The 17,323-nt window shown below is 42.6% G+C and carries 16 protein-coding genes; 9 read left to right on the top strand and 7 right to left on the bottom strand.

The window, feature by feature from the left end:
• The first annotated feature begins 670 nt into the window (after window positions 1-670).
• Entirely contained in the window at window positions 671-2,098 is a 1,428-nt protein-coding gene (locus L3V32_RS04220; protein ID WP_237283858.1) for an APC family permease, read from the top strand.
• A 74-nt stretch (window positions 2,099-2,172) separates the two neighbouring features.
• On the opposite strand, the gene L3V32_RS04215 is transcribed toward L3V32_RS04220, so the two are convergent.
• Complete coding sequence (locus L3V32_RS04215; protein WP_237283946.1) at window positions 2,173-2,508, bottom strand: SMR family transporter; 336 nt, start codon at window positions 2,506-2,508, stop codon at window positions 2,173-2,175.
• A gap of 173 nt (window positions 2,509-2,681) precedes the next feature.
• The gene (locus tag L3V32_RS04210; protein ID WP_047008701.1) at window positions 2,682-3,068 is read right to left on the bottom strand and encodes a DUF6559 family protein; all 387 of its coding nucleotides are present in this window, start codon (window positions 3,066-3,068) and stop codon (window positions 2,682-2,684) included.
• Window positions 3,069-3,408: 340 nt separating this feature from the next.
• Between L3V32_RS04210 and metA the strand changes: the two genes are divergently transcribed.
• From metA to L3V32_RS04175, 7 genes are all read left to right on the top strand, one after another.
• The gene (gene metA, locus L3V32_RS04205) at window positions 3,409-4,350 is read left to right on the top strand and encodes a homoserine O-succinyltransferase (RefSeq protein WP_006741610.1); all 942 of its coding nucleotides are present in this window, start codon (window positions 3,409-3,411) and stop codon (window positions 4,348-4,350) included.
• A gap of 178 nt (window positions 4,351-4,528) precedes the next feature.
• On the top strand, window positions 4,529-5,254 hold the full coding sequence (gene pilW / locus L3V32_RS04200; RefSeq protein WP_109168405.1) for a type IV pilus biogenesis/stability protein PilW: 726 nt from the start codon (window positions 4,529-4,531) through the stop codon (window positions 5,252-5,254).
• Between the two features lie 269 nt (window positions 5,255-5,523).
• Window positions 5,524-6,453: a phosphate/phosphite/phosphonate ABC transporter substrate-binding protein gene (locus L3V32_RS04195; protein WP_104971625.1), complete on the top strand. Its 930-nt coding sequence runs from the start codon at window positions 5,524-5,526 to the stop codon at window positions 6,451-6,453.
• A complete protein-coding gene (locus tag L3V32_RS04190; protein WP_237283857.1) occupies window positions 6,453-8,612 on the top strand; it encodes a GGDEF domain-containing phosphodiesterase in 2,160 nt (719 codons plus the stop codon). Before L3V32_RS04195 ends, L3V32_RS04190 begins: the two co-directional genes overlap by 1 nt.
• Window positions 8,613-8,769: 157 nt before the next feature.
• On the top strand, window positions 8,770-11,937 hold the full coding sequence (locus L3V32_RS04185; RefSeq protein ID WP_374268750.1) for a response regulator: 3,168 nt from the start codon (window positions 8,770-8,772) through the stop codon (window positions 11,935-11,937).
• 9 nt (window positions 11,938-11,946) lie between these two features.
• Window positions 11,947-12,423, top strand: coding sequence for a hypothetical protein (locus L3V32_RS04180; RefSeq protein WP_104971622.1), 477 nt, complete (start codon window positions 11,947-11,949; stop codon window positions 12,421-12,423).
• Between the two features lies 1 nt (window position 12,424).
• Window positions 12,425-13,516 carry an outer membrane protein gene (locus L3V32_RS04175; protein WP_237283855.1) on the top strand — a complete coding sequence of 364 codons (1,092 nt, stop codon included), beginning with the start codon at window positions 12,425-12,427 and terminating at the stop codon, window positions 13,514-13,516.
• Window positions 13,517-13,560: 44 nt separating this feature from the next.
• On the opposite strand, the gene L3V32_RS04170 is transcribed toward L3V32_RS04175, so the two are convergent.
• The 5 genes from L3V32_RS04170 to L3V32_RS04150 form a co-directional block, all read right to left on the bottom strand.
• Window positions 13,561-14,175, bottom strand: coding sequence for a sugar O-acetyltransferase (locus L3V32_RS04170; protein WP_237283854.1), 615 nt, complete (start codon window positions 14,173-14,175; stop codon window positions 13,561-13,563).
• 208 nt (window positions 14,176-14,383) lie between these two features.
• The gene (locus L3V32_RS04165) at window positions 14,384-14,695 is read right to left on the bottom strand and encodes a hypothetical protein (protein WP_046874879.1); all 312 of its coding nucleotides are present in this window, start codon (window positions 14,693-14,695) and stop codon (window positions 14,384-14,386) included.
• A 208-nt stretch (window positions 14,696-14,903) separates the two neighbouring features.
• Window positions 14,904-15,338 carry a DUF962 domain-containing protein gene (locus L3V32_RS04160; protein WP_012841889.1) on the bottom strand — a complete coding sequence of 145 codons (435 nt, stop codon included), beginning with the start codon at window positions 15,336-15,338 and terminating at the stop codon, window positions 14,904-14,906.
• A 75-nt stretch (window positions 15,339-15,413) separates the two neighbouring features.
• Entirely contained in the window at window positions 15,414-15,767 is a 354-nt protein-coding gene (locus L3V32_RS04155; RefSeq protein ID WP_005393450.1) for an MmcQ/YjbR family DNA-binding protein, read from the bottom strand.
• A gap of 24 nt (window positions 15,768-15,791) precedes the next feature.
• Complete coding sequence (locus tag L3V32_RS04150) at window positions 15,792-16,274, bottom strand: MarR family winged helix-turn-helix transcriptional regulator (protein ID WP_005393451.1); 483 nt, start codon at window positions 16,272-16,274, stop codon at window positions 15,792-15,794.
• Between the two features lie 110 nt (window positions 16,275-16,384).
• Between L3V32_RS04150 and L3V32_RS04145 the strand changes: the two genes are divergently transcribed.
• A complete protein-coding gene (locus tag L3V32_RS04145) occupies window positions 16,385-17,272 on the top strand; it encodes a DMT family transporter (protein ID WP_237283853.1) in 888 nt (295 codons plus the stop codon).
• Window positions 17,273-17,323: the final 51 nt, after the last annotated feature.

Here is a 17,323-nt window from a genome sequence, read left to right as displayed (position 1 = left end):
ATAAGTGATAAAAACAATGATAATGGACTGCACTTTTATCATTGATAGCGCTAATAACATAAATTAAAGCGCGCGGATTCTATGGTTCTTCGACACACTACACAATAAGAACTTTGCAGAAATATGTAGGGGGATGAAAAAGCAGCAAAGATGAATCACCACGTTAACATCGATTGGAGTGATTAATCTACCGCACTTTCATAAAGTTTGGACAAACATAACTTTGTGTTTTCAATACTCTAGATAATGGTGTTTTTTTAACCCCATAATGCAGCTATCATGAAAATAACAATAAACATGATAACCATTACCCTGAACAAGTAAGACAACTTTCCGGTGCCACCTTTTGGCGCTTGATTACAGCATCCCATTGTGTTTCTCCATCGTTTCATTTCGATATGGCGTTAATGTACTCCTTGACCTTAGGGGAAAGTCAAACCTTTACCTAAAGGTTCTAATTTATCGCTATAAGTGTTTATTTATCCGATATATCACTCGTTTATATCCCATGGAAATAAAGCGTGTTGTTTTCAGCTCATTTTCGGATAAATACATACCGTTTTTCGCTATATACCCACTATTTATGAGGAATCTACAATACGCGAGTCTTACTTGTAGCACGCTACTTTTACAACCTAGAAGTTGTGCGCTCATCCATTAAAGGTATCGAATGAGCAATATCGTTAAATCCGCCGTTAAATTGAGTGTTTTTTCTATCATCATGATCACCGTAACTTCGGTCGACAGCATAAGGAACATTCCTGGGGCGGCTTTGTTTGGTAGCCATGCCATCTCTTTCTTCTTACTTGCTGGGCTCTGTTTTTTTGTCCCTACAGCGCTAGTGTGTGCTGAGCTAAGTACCACTTATCCAGAGCAAGGTGGTGTATATCTTTGGGGCAAAGAAACACTAGGGCCAAACTTTGGCTTTGCCACAGTGTGGTATCAATACGCTGAAAATATTGTTTACTATCCACCTTTAATTTCATTCATTGTTGCAACGGGGGCCTACCCTTTTTTCCCAGATCTGGTGCAAAACAACATGTTTATGTTGGTGATGATTAATGTGATTTTTTGGGCGTTAACTTTAGTTAATATCTTTGGCTTGCGCCTCTCTTCCCTGATTACAAATGTATTCGGCACCCTAGGTTTGATATTTCCGATTCTATTGATTATCGGATTAGGCGGGTACTGGGCGTATACCCATCCTGGAGAGTCTCATATCTCGCTTCGCCACGTATCTGACTGGTTACCGGACCTTTCTCAAGATGGGATAGGAGCGGGGTTTACTGCGGTAGTCCTGTCACTTACAGGCCTTGAAATCACGACCTCTTATGCAAGCGAAGTCGAAAATCCGCAAAAAGCCTATCCCAAAGCTCTGCTGATCTCCACAATCTTAATCTTGGTTTCTCTGACGGCGTGCTCACTGTCTATTTCTTCGGTCGTCTCAAGTGACCATTCTAGTTTGAGTGAAGGAGTGATACTTGCCTTCAAAGCTTTTTTTGATGATCTGCACCTCTCATTCCTGCTGCCTGTCATTGCCCTTGCTATTGTTTTTGGCACGCTTGCAAGCCTGAATAACTGGATAATCGCCCCAACTAAAAGTCTGCATGTTGCCGCAAAAGATAGTTTCATGCCGATGTCGCTCGCCAAAGAAAACCGCAACCAAGCCCCCGTCTCATTGTTGCTCTTGCAAGGCGCGATTGTTAGCGTGCTCTCTTTGGTTTTCGTTTTTGTTCCTAACGTCAATCAAGGCATGTGGCTATTGAATATCCTGATGACTCAGCTCTATATGGTGATGTACATCTGTATTTTTGTTAGCTTTTTGGTCTCACGATACAAACACGCAGATATTGAGCGCCCATTTCGAGTTGCGGGCGGAAAAATAGGAATGTGTTTAGTGGCAGGGTTAGGCTTGATAAGTTGCTTGGTGACGATTGTTGTATCTTTTGACGTGCCAGCAGGAATTAGCGCAAAAACTGGGGCATATGTACTGATATTAGGGTTTATCACATTTAGCCTCCCAGCGTTCGCCGCCGTGATGTATCGCACTCGAAAACATCGTCAACAAAGCAAAATGCTTGAGGTACTAGTAAGTTAACTATTGGGTTGACATTAAAAAGCCGCAGCAATTTCTCGCTACGGCTTTTTATTTGGCATCACAAGTAGTATTGGTTATCCGTGTCCTACAGTCCTGGATAACAGGTTAACGATCATCACACCAGTGAGGATAAACCCAATACCAACAAGCGCAGGCAAATCTAGCCGCTGTCCATAAACAAAGTAGCCAACCGTCGCAACTAAAACAATACCCGCTCCACTCCATATGGCGTAAACAACCCCAACAGGCATCGTTTTTACCGTGACGGAAAGCAAGAAGAAAGCAATGCCGTAACCAATCAGAACGACTGTACTCGGCATCATTTTCGTAAATTGCTCTGTTTTGGGAATATAGGAAGTGGCAATCACTTCACATACAATCGCGATCGACAGCGCCAACATTGGCGGCATAGAGACAAGCATTTTGAACATAAGGCATTAACGCTCAACAGAAATGTAACCGACAACACGTCCGGATAATTAGGTCGCGCATTATACCCAACTCATCTCTCGATGGAATACCTCTGACTCAAGCGGCTTCAAAATGCAGGATTCACAGCGTGATTATTTGAATATAGAGACATTCACACGCCATCGCTTTCACTCACTTCTTGATGAGTAAGCGACAAGCCTGCTTTTTGGTGCTGCCGAGCAATTTCAAAGTAGATGTGCATATCAATTGGCTCTGGTGTATTGAGCAGCATCTTGCCCACTTCTCGTTGAAAGTGACCATAATTACCTAACTCATCCGTCAGCCCTAGCTGCTCGTAAGAAGCTTCATTGGCAAACATTCCATAGGCATACTGATAATGACTTAGGTCCTTGCTCTTATCATAACCAAGCTCTTGAAGGGCTTGATCAATTTCTTTCGGCGTATAAGTGTCTTTATCGCCAAACAAGCGCAATAGTACGCTAGGAACCTCTTGAGCGATGCTCTGAATTTTTGTCTTTCTTTTAAAAATACCGAACATAATGTCCTCCACTGACGATGTTTCCAAATATACACTTCAATGCATATTGGTGAGCTGATTGTTTTTAGTATGGCTCATTAATCTGAGACTTCCTTACAACGAAGTCACTTTCGCATATTAACGTGATCACATAATTACCAGCAAATAGTACGAACAGCGTTTCAAACATATCTCATCAGAAACTCCGCTCTAGTCACAATTGTGTGACAGCTTTAAGCTCGGTTTACCATAATGTAAAGAGTAGATTGAAAAGTCATATTTCGTATCGACATCTAAACTTAATTAAGTTAGCTTTAGAAGTATAGACGTCTAGATTGACTATACTTAGGGAGAGAAAGTCGTGCCAATTAGAATTCCAGATCAATTACCAGCCACCGATGTGCTAAGGACAGAGAACATCTTCGTAATGAGTGAAACGCGTGCTGCGAGTCAGGAAATACGTCCTTTACGAGTGCTGATCCTGAATCTGATGCCCAAAAAAATAGAAACTGAAACTCAGTTTTTGCGTCTACTCTCAAACAGCCCATTACAAGTCAATGTCGAGTTATTGCGCATTGATAACCGCCCAAGCAAAAATACGCCAACCGAACATTTGGATACTTTTTATCGTCAATTTGAAATGGTGAGAGATAAAAATTTCGATGGCATGATCATTACTGGTGCCCCACTAGGTTTGGTTCAATTTGAAGATGTCATTTATTGGGACCACCTAAAAACCATCATGGAATGGGCAAAAGATCATGTGACATCGACTCTTTATGTCTGCTGGGCAGCACAAGCAGGACTGAAGTTGCTCTACGATCTACCTAAAAAAACGCGTAAAGAGAAACTTTCAGGCGTGTACCATCACCAGATTCATCATCAATTCCATCCTATGTTACGTGGGTTTGATGACACATTTTTAGCGCCTCATTCACGCTATGCCGACTTTTCACCTCACTTTTTAGAAGAACATACCGACTTAGACATCCTAGCCACATCGGATGTTGCAGGTGTTTACTTAGCGACAACAAAAGACAAGAGAAATGTGTTTGTTACTGGGCATCCTGAATACGATTCGCATACCTTACATAACGAATATATCCGCGATTTAAGCGAAGGCATGGAACCAGCCATTCCCGTCAACTACTATCCAAACAACAATCCTGATAATCCACCAATTGCCAGTTGGAGAAGCCATGGACATCTCCTCTTTTTAAACTGGCTGAACTACTGCGTTTACCAGCAAACACCTTATGATCTTGATCACTTCAGTGAAGACGCTTTTACTAAAGACGATTAACCTCAAAGCACGCAAACAAAGCGCTTATGATGCCTAAATGTAATATGTGAACCAAGCCGCCATATGGCGGCTTTTTCATACCAGTTTGCAAACCTGATCGCATAGTGTTTTTTCCTCCATAGGCTTTTGCTACGTAATTCATATCATGCTGGGAGATTCAGGGATGTAGGGACAAAGAATGAAAACAACAAAGCTCGGTGCACTACTATTAATCTCTCAGTTTGCACTTGTGGGCTGCGTGACGGTGAAAGAAGATGGTAGTCCTGTCGTTAAAGCCGATCCTGTAGCAATGGCAGAATCACGTATCGCACTTGGCCTAGGTTATTTAGAAGGCGGCAATATGATTCGCGCGCATGATAACTTGCAACAAGCCTTAACCCACGCACCTCAATACTATCGTGCTCAGTTATCGATGGCTCACTACTATGAAACGGTTGGTGAAGATGCTAAAGCCGAGCAAATGTATAAACGCTCTCTACGCCAACACACCAAAAACGGTAACGTGCTCAATAACTACGGCACCTTTCTTTGCAAGCGGGGTGACTTCGAGAAAGCCGATCAAATGTTTAATCGAGCCATTGAGCAACCTTATTACTATCTCATTCCGGCCAGTTATGAAAACGCCGCATTTTGCGCGTTGAAGTCACAAGATAAAGACAAAGCGAAATACTACTTCGCCCGAGCTATTGATCATGACCCTCATAGGCCAAAATCTATTTTGCAGCTAGCCAAGCTAGAAATTGATAGCGGCAATTACACTGAAGCCAGAATTCGATTAATGAGATTTAATCAAATGTATGGCGTTAAGAAACCCTCTTTACAGCTCATGATTCAACTTGAACGTGCAGCAGGTAATGAAGCACTCGAGAAAAAATATCAAAAGCAATTGGAGATATTTTCTTAACACGACATCATGATAAAGAAGGTGTACTCGCTCACAGACACTACTGAACTTGACTAAGAATCCAGTGAATTAAAACCCACGGTGAAACATTCATCCTGTACATAAACTTCAAATTCGGTACTATTTGAACGGAATAAGTGACCAAGTCACGTTATAAAAGTGCGCTAGTAAAACGAAATTTGTACATCATACTGTTTCTACTATTGATTTGGGGCGCATTGATAAATGCTAAATATTACTGACATGCACCAGAAGGAAGTTGAAGCCGGATGAAACCTGCCTGCACTCTGTTATCACTCACTTTGCTGAGTTCGCCTTTTGTCGTCAGTGCACAAGAAAATATTGAAAAAACATTCACGTTTGGCATTGTTTCCAATAAAGCTCAAAGCAAAATCAAAAAGTCGACGCCTTTCACGCAGTACGTGACCAATGGTTTGGCTGAATACGGATACACCAAGGGTGCTGTAAAAGTATTTAAAAATTATCGCCAGCTCGCGGTGGCACTTGAAAATGGCACCGTTCAAATTGCAACAGCCACCCCCTTCAATGCAATGACCCTCGAGGCAGAGTCTGGTAGCCAAGCCATTGCCATACGCTGGAAAAAAGGTTTACAAAAATATCATACGGTATTCTTTACCCACAAAGAGAGTGGTATCGAGTCGATTTCTGACCTGCGCGGAAAAACACTTGTTTTTGAAAAGCGTACATCCACCAGCAGCTATTACTTACCCGCTATTACACTGCTTAATCAAGGGGAGAAATTAGAATACCTCCCCTCCTCCGATGACAAACCAGCCAAAGACAGTATTGGATATTTATTCCTTGACGAGCACTTGGCTCAATCGAATGAAATCAACCTTTCAGTATGGGTGTATAAGCAGAGAGTCGCAGCAGGAGCGTTCAGCAATTTCAATTGGAGCAACCCTAAAGATCTTCCAGAAAGCATGAAAGACAAACTAACGATTTTCGCTCGCTCGGTAGAAATACCTAGAGACTTAATTCTCGCCTCTCCGACCTTAAGCCAAGATCAGCAACATAAAATCACGTCAATATTGCTCGGTATGGAGACATCTCAGCAAGGTGCTCTAGCACTTAAACAGTTCCAAAACACGAAAAAGATCACCGCTCTAACGCCAGAAATGTCCGCGTCCTTAAATACCGTTCGAACATCTATTCACTTGTTACCGAAGGTGGATTGATGTTCCACAAACTCTCACTCGAAACTAAATACATTTGCTCGACCATTTTTGTTGTCCTGTTTGTCGTAGTGATAAACCTCGCACTATATATGCATGGTTACGATACGTACTCAAATAACTTAACCCGCCAAATCACCGAGAACTCACAAGAAAAAACAGAGTCTTACGTCAAGCAAAAAGGATTGGTTTACGCAGAGTTATTATCAAAACAACTTTTTGACCCACTCTATACGGATAATATCAGCCAAGCGTACGAGCAAATTAAAGCGACATTAAGCCAACCAGATGTCTCGAAGATACACGTTGTTGATAATGAAGGGCTAATCTTTCACGACGGTACGACTCAGCTGAGTATGTTTGCCCAGCCTCATTACCGTTCTCGCTTTATTTTAAAAGCAATAGAAGAGTCTAGAATTCTCATTTCTTTTTCTAATCATCAATTAGAAATTGCGGCACCGATTCAGCAATCGAATATCACACTGGGCGCAGTGTATCTTGAACTCAACCTAGCACATCTATTAGAAGAGAAAGAACAAAACATTGCGCAAGTACAAGCGCTTACCTCAAACGATAAGCAAAAGATGTTTAACTTGCTGCTCACGATCAGTGCGATATCCGTTCTGCTCGGAAGTACCATCGCGTATGCTTTGGGTCGCTCATTAATAAAACCACTCAAACAACTTAAAGAACAATTTACAGAGTCAAATACTCAAGCACTGCCAATCACTGATATAAAAAGTAAAGATGAAGTGGGTGATCTTATTTCGGCGTATAACAAAATGTCGAACAAAGTGAACCGATACACAAGCCGGGTGGAGTTCATGGCGTATCACGATATTCTGACCTCCCTGCCTAACCGAGAAAAATTGCTCATTGATATCCAAAAGCAAATAACGAACCGCAGATCTCCCTCACTCGCGGTTGTTTTTATTGATCTGGATGACTTTAAACATATTAACGATAACTACGGGCATAACATCGGGGATAAATTGCTAGGTCATCTCGCCTCTGAACTTCAAGGTCGTTTGCCGAGTTACTTCCAGCCTCTTTACCGTCTTTCAACCATCGTAAGCCGAGTCGGCGCTGACGAATTTGTGCTGGTCTTTCCATGCAAAGACAGCCTCCACGCTAGAGAAAAAGCGGACGATATTCATCGCCAATTGCTTTCTCCTTTTAATTTGGAAGAGAACGATATTCAAATTACGGCAAGCCTTGGAGTCGCGGTGTATCCGGAATTTGGCTCGAATGCAGAGTCTCTTTTACAACTCTCCTCACTGGCGGCGCAAGAATCTAAACGACGCGGCAAAGATATCATGACGATATACGATTCCGCGTTTGATGAGACAGTGAAGCAGCGCTTATACATAGAAAAAGAACTGCGCCGCTCAATACGTGATTTATCTCAGTTCGAGCTTTGGTATCAACCCCAGTTCGACCTCAACACCTACCAGTTGATTGGTGTCGAAGCATTGGTTAGGTGGAATCACCCAGAGAAGGGTTATATCAGCCCAGAATTATTTATCCCGATTGCAGAACAAAGTGACTTAATTTTAGAGCTTGGTGAATACCTCATCGAGACAGCAATTAGCCAGCGAGCACAATGGGCGGATCATTTCGCTGCTGATTTTCATATCGCATTAAATTTGTCTCCTAGGCAGATCTACCGCCAAGATTTAAGTCAGATCTTTTCGAAATATTTACAACAATATCAAGTCTCCCCTCAAACCATTCATGTTGAAGTGACAGAGTCTCTGTTTATTGATGATATTGAGAAAGCGCAGTACGTGCTCAAAAAATTAAAAGATAACGGCGTAGAAGTGTGGCTAGATGATTTTGGAACTGGGTACTCTGCCCTCGCCTACCTACAACAAATGTCGTTTGATGGGCTTAAAATTGACCGTTCATTTATCGCTCAAATCAAAAAAAATGAACAAGATGATTCATTAATCCGTGCGATTATATCCATGGCTCATAACCTAAGAATGAGAGTGGTAGCTGAAGGCATAGAAACCCAGACCCAACTAACAAGAATGGAATCACTTCACTGCGACGTTGTTCAAGGCTTTTTCTTGGGTAGACCGGTGCCGGCAGAAGAAATCATAGAGTTTGAGCAACAACGTCAAGCAATAGATGATTCAACCGCCAGCAACTACGCTTAACTGAATAATTTATCGCGTTCATTGAATTAAAGGGGATTCGTTCTGCAATATTGGTCACACTTCGCCATCTCACAAGTATGAATTTCCTCTTAAATTCTAACATTTGAGATAGGTAAACTACACTTTTCATATCAACTCTTTGGATATGGAAACGCGTGTGGTCGGGATATTTGCTTGGAACAACCTGTCTGTAAAGCAGAAACTTTTTGGATTGGTCCTACTACCAATCTTATTGTTATTGCTTCTTGCAGGTAAACATGTACAAAACCTCTCTATCCAAGCTCAAGAACTTCAAAAAGCACAACTCTTCTCCCAATATATAGATCGTGTTTCCTCACTGTATTATTTGACGAGCGATCCAAGGGTCGCGAATAACGCTCAAGAAACCCGCCAGCTCGTTCAAACTTTACAAGATACAGCTTCACCTGTTTTTGGCGACAATGCCGATATATTAAATCAGCTCACGAATTTCGAAGAAGCAACACTGTCAATGCTCTCGTCCAATAATACAGAAGATAAGTTAGATGCTGCTGAGTGGCGTGCCGACACATTCAAAGAGATTCTTTTGAGTTTGGATAGAGTCTATTTCAGCCATGTAAGTTATGAAACCAATACTCACCTCTCCTCATTGATGCAGCTTGAGTGGTTAATGTTTTGGTCAACAGAAGAGCATAGACTCAGCAAATACTTAGTGGAATCTACAGAGCAGGGGCAGATTTACGATCCAGCTATCCAAGCCAGTATCCAATCATTAATCCAGAACCAACAACTGCTGTTCGAACGCTTTGTCACACTTAATGCGAATAAGCAGCAAGTCAACCTCCTCATCGAAACCTTTACCGATAATGTCTTTGCTAAAAGCCAAGCATTTCGAGCCAATTTGTTGCAGCCATCAAACCTTAGAGTATTGACACCCACTCAAATAGATGACGGGTTATCTGCGCTTTATAAACGCTTAAGTTTATTACGTAACGTTGATGACCAGATGGAACAGCAACTTATTAAGGATATATCCAAGACGATCAGTGAAACAACACAGCACCGCATTGGCTTCATTGCGCTAATGAGCCTCGTGACATTGCTGGTTGTGAGTTTGACACTGAGGTTAGTGCGCAAAGTCACTGGCAACTTGAATTTAGTCCTCGAATTCCTAAGTCGAGACACTTACGAAGAGGACAACAATGAAAACTCACCACTGACAGAGTTGACCAAAGGGAAAGATGAGCTCAGTAAGTTTGCTAAAGAGGTAAAAAAACTGAGTTACGAACGTGAGCAGTCAAGACAAAAGTTAACTCAAGCCAAAGAAGATGCTGAAAAGGCGAAAGATGATGCCATCGAGGCAAGCAAAGCCAAAAGTAGCTTTCTGGCGAATATGTCTCATGAGATTCGAACCCCGTTAAACGGCGTTATTGGCATTTCAGAAGTTTTGTCAGACACGCCGCTAACGGCGACACAGCGTGATTATGTCGACACGATAGAAACCTCCTCGCAATTACTGTTGAGCCTAATAAATGACGTTCTGGACTTCTCTAAAATTGAATCTGGTATGTTGCTTATCAGCCCTCATTCAACCTGTGTTCGTGAATCCATCTACGATATTGCTTCTATTATTTCCCCGAAAGCGAAAGAAAAAGGCATCGACGTTCAAGTCAGCATCAGCCGCAATACGCCCTATCACGTTATGTTGGATGATCACCGTATACGCCAAATTATCATGAACTTCATGTCCAATGCCGTAAAGTTCACCGAACAAGGCTGCGTTGAACTCTCTGTCATCACTAGAGAAATCAAAAATGGTGAAGCGAGCATCGAGTTTTCAGTCAAAGACTCAGGGGTCGGTATTGATGAGCAGCAACAAAAGAAGATATTTGCTCCTTTCGCCCAAGAAGATAACTCCACCACCCGACAGTTTGGAGGGACAGGGCTTGGGCTTGCAATTAGCACGCAGCTGGTAGAATTGATGGGCGGTGAGATTCAGCTTGAATCCGAGAAAGGCAAAGGTAGCCGATTTTTCTTCGAACTTACGGCTCCAATTGTGACTCAAGAGTTCAATGGCTATCACTCCCTTAATCACAACGATATATGGATAGTTTGCAACAACCCTACTTTGGAGCAAAAGCTGCGTGACGAGTTGAGCTTTTTCCACATCAATGTTCAGCAATCAGTAAATACACTGGATGCTCTGCCAACGTGGATTGATAACGAGCGCATCATTGTTATCAACGTAGAAACTTCTCCAAATACCGCAGCCAAACATCTAGGTGAAATGAAAAGACTTTGCATGCAAAATGTTCGAGTTTGTCTTATTAAACACCTTCATAGTGCCCAACGTGATTTTGGTAACAGCATTAGTGCATTGGTAACTCAACCCCTCTTAGGACAGCGCTTAGTAAAAGCACTTGAAACTTGTGCTGCAAACTTCCCTCAAGCAAACCAGGAGAACACGACAACACCCAATGCTAAGACTCTCCCAAAAATCTTGGTGGTCGACGACAACACCGTTAATCAAAAAATCGCTGGATTACACGTCACAAAAGCGGGCTTCGACTTTGATATCGCCGTAAACGGAGAAGAAGCCGTAGATATGTTTCAACAGAATCAATACAGCTTAATCTTAATGGATTGCATGATGCCTGTGATGGATGGGTTTGAAGCAACCAAAATGATCCGTCAAATTGAAGCAAAAGAAAAACGGACGGTCAGAATCCCAATTATCGCGCTAACAGCAAGTGTAGTCGATGATGACATTCAAAAGTGTTTTGATGTTGGAATGGATGATTATGTGCCCAAACCTTTTAAAGCGGGTTTGTTGAAAGAGAAATTAGATAAAGCCATTGGACTACGCATTTCCAATATTGTTTCTGATGAAAAGCGACTGGCAACAAACACCACTCACACTCCTGAAAAAACCTCGCATGCTGAACAATCAGAAGCGACCGTGACGCCTATTCGCTCAGAACGGATTTTGCTCGTCGAAGATAACAGAGTAAATCAAAAAGTCGCTTCGCTGCTTTTATCCAAAGCTGGTTATCAATTTGAAGTTGCCGAAAACGGACAGGTTGCGGTCGAAATGTTCCAAAAAGATGGTGGGTTCGACATCATTTTGATGGACTGCATGATGCCGATCATGGATGGGTTCGAAGCCTCGCGACAAATACGCGCCTACGAAGCAAGTAAAGGTCTTCCGAAGACTCCCATCATCGCGCTAACGGCAAGTGTTGTGGATGATGACATTCAACGCTGCTTCGATTCAGGCATGGACGCTTATGTACCCAAGCCTGTTCGTAGAGAAAAGCTGTTGTACCAGATTGAAAATGCGATATAGGCAGCGATGATGAGCGGCGACATTTCTCTCCTCTGTTTTCTTTTGCGCTGCATAAAACGCTACCTATTCATTGTTGTTTTCCTTCTACCCATAGATAGTCAAGTACTTGCTGCAGAGAGCTACGCCGTTTTCTCGTTTAATAATGAGTTCTCGCCCCTAACCATCAATAAAGCGCGAAAGTTGTACAGAGGAAAAACGCAACTCTTACAAGGGCAGAGAATTGAGCTATCTGACTGGCCAGCGACATCAGCGGAGAGAGCGGAGTTCTATCGCTACCTTCTCAATAAAAACTTGGCGCAAATGAACGCGCACTGGGCAAGCTTGTCTTTTTCAGGCAAAGCGAGACCACCCAAAGTGATTGCAAACTCTAGCATTGATGCGCTGATCACGTGGATGCAAGAAAAGCCCAATCGGATTGGTTATGCCCCTGCGTCGAGCGTGCCTGGAAATGCTCGTATTTTGTGTGTGGTGAGCTCGGAGGATTAATATGAAAAAATATTTGACCATGTTATCACTGAGTGTTGTCGCCTTTCCGAGCTTAGCCACCATTGAGTTATCAGATCACCTGTCTTTGAGTGGTTTTGGTTCGACATCTTGGTCTAAGTCGGATAACTCCACAACGGTTCTCGTCAACCGCTTTATTCATGATGAAGCCTGCTACGATTGTGACACAACCTTCGGCCTGCAACTTGATTACTTTTACAAGGCATTTCGAGCATCCGCACAGATAGTCAAGCGTCCGCAAGATCATTGGAACTCGCCCCAATTAGAGTGGGCATATTTAGCTTATACCTATAAAAATGTAGAGATACGTGGGGGACGATTGAGGCTGCCGCTGTTTTTGATGTCTGAGTATAATTATGTCGGTCACGCTTTTACTCAAGCTCGACCACCAAATGAAGTGTATGACAGCATATTAGGCATCACCGCTTACAATGGTTTATCCATTCGCTGGAATCACGACCTCAATGAGCAAATCATGCTTACTGCAATGCCGTTTATAGGGTTTAAAGACAGCAGTGATGTCACCCTCAACGAAGACACTGAACTGAAGATCGAATCAGACAACACAGCCGGAATAAACTTAACACTCAGCGGAAATGCCTACCGTTTGAACTTTTCTTATCTACATGGCGATTATGACCAAACTACGGTTCTCTCCAATACCAAGCAATCCACACCTGAAGGAGGAGCCATGTTAATTGACCGTTTGGTTCTAAAAGAAAAAGGCAATACGATTGACCAGTTTTCTCTAGGCGTAAGGTATGAGCTTGATAACGTTGTGATAATGGCGGAAGGACAAACCAGCAACATTTCCTCCTCTTGGTACGCAACAACGAGTTACAACGTGAATAAATTGACCCCCTACATAGTTTACGGCCAACAGTTTAATAGCAGTGATACAAAGAATGGGGACAGCTATCTGTTTGGGGTGAGATACGACCTAGATTATAACGTGTCACTGAATGCTGAATGGCAAAAGTTTAACGCCCACAATAACGATACTGGCGCGTTTTCATCAATACCAGAAGATAACAGCGCCAATCTTTACACCCTGATGTTAAATTTCGTTTTTTAACTTTTCTATACTGACATCGTATAAATCATGGGCATTTACCTTTGTTATCGTTGATACATGTTGTGCGTGATTTGACGCTCTTTGTAATAGAATTCTTTGTCATGTTCGCCTATCTCTCGCAATACACGACACGGGTTCCCTACCGCAACAACATTACTTGGTATATCTTTCGTTACCACGCTACCAGCACCAATTACGCTGTTTTCTCCAATCTTGACGCCAGGCAATACCACTGAGTTAGCGCCGATCCATACATTATCACCAATATGAATAGGGATATTGAATTGCGCAACTTCTCTTCTGAGCTCCGGTTCAATCGGGTGGCCTGCCGTTGCTAGTGTCACATTGGGACCAATCATGACACTATTGCCAATGTAGATATACGTATCATCGACTAGGGTTAAGTTAAAGTTTGCATACACGTTATCACCAACGTATGTATGCCTCCCCCAATTCGCTCGAAGCGGCGGCTCAAAATAGCAGTTGTCACCAACAGCGCCGAGCAAACGTCGTAATATTTCTGTACGCTTTTCAGATTCAGAAGGCCGAGTTTGGTTGTAATCGTAAAGAACTTCTAAACACTGTGTTTGCTGCTCGACTAACGCTTCATCATTACAAAAATATATTTGCTGACTATGAAGCATTGATTCACTATCCATAATATCCTCCGTTCTATCTGCCCAGTAGCTTCAGGCTGCTGGAACACCTCGCCATACGAGTTCCTGTCAAGATTGGCTAACAGAATGCACTATGTCGTTTTTTGCAATAAGTTTAATGACATGCGTACGAGGCCTAACGCAAAATACCGAATAACTTGAAAGAAATATGTGAATCAGACGAGTAAATAACACAAAGCTCGGTGCAGAGTTAGCTTTGTTTATCTCGTTTCATTTTCAAGCGCTTTTCTTTACGTCGTAACGCTCGGAAAAACTTCGACTCCTCGTGATACCAGCCGATAACACTAACCGGGAAGCCCACTAGCATCATGATAAAAAGATCCGCGGGCAGTTGCTCCAAAATATCACTCAGGGAGTGCAGCTCACCAAAAATGAATAAACCAATGACTTTACCAAGCAATAGTGCGCAACAAATCATAAAAAAAGACTTCATGATGTAATGCCATTTGCCTTTTTTACGCTCTTCTCGCCAATAGGCATATTTATGTTGTCGGTCGTACATTCATCCCCCAAGTGACAATGTCACTAGCCACAAACATTCAGGCAAAGTAACAGGCTTTAGCTGCACTCTAATGATAGTGTGAATTAGAAGCGAATGCTTGTCATGGCAATGAGAAAGCTGCACATCATGCTGCGCATTTTACGACTTTATGGACGCTAGCATGATCGCGCAATACAGGGAGATATCAGCTTGTTAATCACGGAGTGAGTTAATGTTTTCGGAACACCCAAATTGGACCAATAAGAAGAAACTGCAAATCTTCGAAAAAAGACGGTTTCTTCCCTTCTATTTTGTGACCAATGAACTGCAAGATCCACAGTACACCGAATAGGAGCATCGAAATATGCAGTACGGGCAGCGCCAATACCTCCAAAGACCATATCAGGCCGATGCACGCTAATGTATACCCTAACATCATCATAAAGACGCTGAGAGACAAACGAAAATAGAAAACCCATACGGGTATGACAGCAATCCAGACCCAGTTAAACTCGAAACCCAAGATGGAGATTTGAGGAATTGACCAAATTAGGCCGACCACAGATAGGTAAATACCCGGAACTGCGATTGTGTGAATCTTTTGGTTGATGGGATTTTGATGGCTCTCCCCATATTCTTTTAGCCATTCAGATAATGCTCGCATATCATTCCTACTTTTCCGCCTACTTACTTATATAGCTTGAGGATGGAAAAGGTGCGAATTTTTCTGTAATAACTATTACTGACCAAGCAATGCTCGTTGCACTTTTGGTAGTTTGGCAACGACGAGAGTATAAGAGCGTTCACATAAATCCTGAATCAATCCATCTTCCACATCACCATTAAAATAAACCGTTATCCAGTGACGCTTATTTAAGTGATAACCAGGAGTGATGTCCGTAAACTGCGATGTTAAGACTTCTCCATCTTCTGGTTTTACTTTTACGCTGACATACTCCCGACCGTTTCTCTCTGCAATAATCGCAAACATTTTACCTTTGATTTTGTATACAAGCGCTTCTGGCCCAAATGGGAAATCACTCTCTGCACACATAAAGGTACTTAAATAACCTTCTAACTCTTTGCTTCTCATTCCGTCCCACCCTTCCTGTATCTTTTACTCAAACAAAGGCAATAGTAGTCTTAACGCCTGGTTAACCTGCGCTTTCTCATTACCTTCTAAACCATGTAGCAGCGATTGCTGAACGTCCACATGCTCTAAGATCAACTTGTCAATTAAGGTTAAGCCCTTTTCAGTTAACTCAACGGTGACACTGCGTCTATCTTCTTTACTGTGTGTTCTGGTAATAAAGCCTTTCTTCTCGAGTTTATCTAATCGGTTCGTCATCGCGCCCGAAGTGAGCATCATCGAATCAATTAGCGCCGAGGGAGTAAGGCAATATGGTGAACCTGCTCGTCGAAGTGTCGCCAACACATCAAATTCACCCATCTTAAGATCGTACTTCTTATGTAGGTCAGCGACCCGACACTCCATGTGCTTAGCAATTCGCATTAGCCGACCCATAATTGCCATCGGTTCAGTGTCGAGCTCTGGCTTCTCCTTAGCCCACTGCTCTACCACTCTATCAATTGCGTCCATAGTTTCTCTCCAAACGTCATTTAATTTTTATTTTAACATAAAGATACTTTACAAAAAGTAACCTTACCGATATCTTTACAATTAATTACCTCAACGTAAAGATATTTAACATGAACATTTTGCTTGCAATGATCCCGGCTTTTTTTTGGGGGACAACTTATGCTGTTACTCAGTTTACGCTTCCGGACTGGCCTCCCGTTTTACTTGGTGCGCTAAGAGCATTGCCTGCGGGTCTTTTGCTCCTCGCAATAAAGCCATCTTTCCCAAAAAAGAGTGAATGGAAAGTGCTGCTTGTTTTAGGAACTATCAACATCGCTTGCTTCTTTGGTCTCATTTTTGTCATGGCGTTGACGCTTCCTTCTGCGATCTCAGGTGTCGGTATGGTATCAGTGCCCGTTTTTGCGATGCTGTTTGGCTGGGCAGTCTATAAGCGCCAGCCAAGCGCAATACAGGCAATAAGTGGAGCGACTTTGATTGCTTTGGCTTGGTTCTTATTTGATCCTAGCTCTATTTCGCTCAACCCTATGGGTTTGCTGGCGATGATCTCCGCCATCATGTGTATTGTGGTAGGCAGTAGCGTAACGAAGTCACTAGGAACGAAAATACATTGGTGGACAGTATTAACATGGCAGCTCATTTTGGGTGGTGTGATTATGTCTGTCGCAACAAGCGTGCTGGCAATAAACAATCCAGAGCCATACGTTACAGCCATTCAAAACTTATCAATGACGAACACCCTTGGGCTGCTGTGGGTGATCATTCTGAACACTGCATTAGGCTACGGCATGTATGTTTGGCTATTGCAGCGTATGTCGGTCGTTGACTTTACTTTTGGTGGCATTGCCAACCCCGTTGCGGGCATTGTGTCAGGTTTGCTGCTATTAGGTGAGACTTTCACCCCTCTCCAATACAGCTTGATGCTAGGGATGATTGTTATGTCATTGCTCCCTCAATTGATCGCTTCATTAAAAACCAAAAAAGCCGCCCTTTCTTCCTAAGTAAAATCCTAACGCCCGGTGCTAAAATCGGGCGTTCATATTCTCTGTAAA

It is taken from the genome of Vibrio sp. J2-4, assembly GCF_021728155.1.
Lineage (GTDB): Bacteria > Pseudomonadota > Gammaproteobacteria > Enterobacterales > Vibrionaceae > Vibrio > Vibrio diabolicus.
The sequence above is the reverse complement of the archived record's forward strand: the minus strand, read 5'-3'. Positions and strand labels throughout refer to the sequence as shown.

Coding starts and splice junctions, on each gene's coding strand:
- L3V32_RS04220 (WP_237283858.1), top strand. CDS start 671: ATGAGCAATATCGTTAAATCCGCCGTTAAATTGAGTGTTTTTTCTATC.
- L3V32_RS04210 (WP_047008701.1), bottom strand. CDS start 3,068: ATGTTCGGTATTTTTAAAAGAAAGACAAAAATTCAGAGCATCGCTCAA.
- L3V32_RS04195 (WP_104971625.1), top strand. CDS start 5,524: ATGAAACCTGCCTGCACTCTGTTATCACTCACTTTGCTGAGTTCGCCT.
- L3V32_RS04160 (WP_012841889.1), bottom strand. CDS start 15,338: ATGCGAGCATTATCTGAATGGCTAAAAGAATATGGGGAGAGCCATCAA.
- L3V32_RS04215 (WP_237283946.1), bottom strand. CDS start 2,508: ATGCCGCCAATGTTGGCGCTGTCGATCGCGATTGTATGTGAAGTGATT.
- L3V32_RS04190 (WP_237283857.1), top strand. CDS start 6,453: ATGTTCCACAAACTCTCACTCGAAACTAAATACATTTGCTCGACCATT.
- L3V32_RS04175 (WP_237283855.1), top strand. CDS start 12,425: ATGAAAAAATATTTGACCATGTTATCACTGAGTGTTGTCGCCTTTCCG.
- pilW (WP_109168405.1), top strand. CDS start 4,529: ATGAAAACAACAAAGCTCGGTGCACTACTATTAATCTCTCAGTTTGCA.
- L3V32_RS04170 (WP_237283854.1), bottom strand. CDS start 14,175: ATGGATAGTGAATCAATGCTTCATAGTCAGCAAATATATTTTTGTAAT.
- L3V32_RS04150 (WP_005393451.1), bottom strand. CDS start 16,274: ATGGACGCAATTGATAGAGTGGTAGAGCAGTGGGCTAAGGAGAAGCCA.
- L3V32_RS04165 (WP_046874879.1), bottom strand. CDS start 14,695: ATGTACGACCGACAACATAAATATGCCTATTGGCGAGAAGAGCGTAAA.
- L3V32_RS04145 (WP_237283853.1), top strand. CDS start 16,385: ATGAACATTTTGCTTGCAATGATCCCGGCTTTTTTTTGGGGGACAACT.
- L3V32_RS04180 (WP_104971622.1), top strand. CDS start 11,947: ATGAGCGGCGACATTTCTCTCCTCTGTTTTCTTTTGCGCTGCATAAAA.
- L3V32_RS04155 (WP_005393450.1), bottom strand. CDS start 15,767: ATGAGAAGCAAAGAGTTAGAAGGTTATTTAAGTACCTTTATGTGTGCA.